This is a genomic window from Candidatus Accumulibacter aalborgensis (genome assembly GCF_900089955.1).
GTDB classification, from domain to species: domain Bacteria; phylum Pseudomonadota; class Gammaproteobacteria; order Burkholderiales; family Rhodocyclaceae; genus Accumulibacter; species Accumulibacter aalborgensis.
The window spans coordinates 1-1,181 of sequence record NZ_FLQX01000086.1 but is presented as its reverse complement, the minus strand read 5'-3'; the positions used below and the strand labels follow the sequence as shown (position 1 = coordinate 1,181).

Genomic DNA, 1,181 nt, shown 5'->3' with positions numbered 1-1,181 from the left:
GGCGATCTCCTTCCGGATCATGTCAGGGGAAAGGCACCGGAGCACATCCATGTCCATGGTGACCTTGATCGTTCGCCAGTCCACCTCGATGTTCCAGCGCAAGGAATACAGGTCGTCCAGTTCGCGCGGAGAGGCGACGCGCGGGTCGAGCAGCGTGGTGACCAGGACGCGACCGTCGACTTCGCACTCGCGCATGGACAACTCGACAGGATAGCGTTCCCAGGTATCGAGGGTCATCCAGTCCGGCCGTGTGGGGCGCGGCCATGTCACGACATGATCCTTGTGGCCAAGCGAGCGGCCTGACGAGAAATCGGTGATTCGCCGGGCATGCTGCGGCATGACGACATCGACGCCTGCGGCGTGGGCATCGGCAATAATCCACCAAGTGGTCAACAAGGCGTCCGCGAGCAGAACATCGCCCGAGGCAAGCAGTGGCAACAAGCCGCGCAACAACGTTTGTTCGCCACTGCCCTTGCCTTCGCACGCGGCCACGGCATGTCCGATGACCGCCCCGCTGGCCAGGCTGATCAGCCCACCGATACGCGCCAGAGGAAACCCCAATCCGGGTTTCTGCTCGGAATTCTGCGGAAAATCTCCTTGATTCTCGGCCGTATCCGGCATCGAGACGGTCGTGCCATCGAACAGCTTGACCCGCCGACCGTGCCACCGCCAAGCTTTCGGCATCTGCTCTTCAAGGGCCTGCCCGATTTCCCGGTAGAGCTGCTCCGGAACCTCCTGTGGTAATCGCTTCCGGGCTTGGCAATAGGCACCGGTATTCAGGCCGTTTGCCGAGGCGCCCTCGGCAGTCCGTTCAGCCAGGTAGCAACAGACCACTTCCTGACAGGCACGGTCTTCGGAGAGCACCTGCTCAATGAACAGACGTAGGGTCGTGATCGGCGGATACAGTCGGTCACGGTAGGTCTTACACTCCGCCGCTATCACCTCGGCCACGGTTTCCACCGGCAGTACCCCAGGCAAGGCACCACACCCACTCTGTGCGAACTGATGACGAAGCTTGATTGCTTCGCGCCGCAGACTTTCCTCGCGCTTGTTGATAGGCTTCATATCCGGATGACATCCTCGTCAACTTACCGCCCACCTCCAACCCCACGCGTCCAACTATAGACCTGTTGGGCTATGCCGTTCGCCTAACGTAGCGCCATGAGGGTCAGACCCCATTG

The 1,181-nt window shown here is 61.0% G+C and carries 1 protein-coding gene; it reads right to left on the bottom strand.

Annotated elements, in window-relative coordinates:
- Positions 1–1,065, bottom strand: a 1,065-nt coding sequence (locus ACCAA_RS04945) for an IS4 family transposase (protein ID WP_186406125.1), incomplete at its 3' end; no start/stop codon positions are given.
- Between the last annotated feature and the right edge of the window lie 116 nt (positions 1,066–1,181).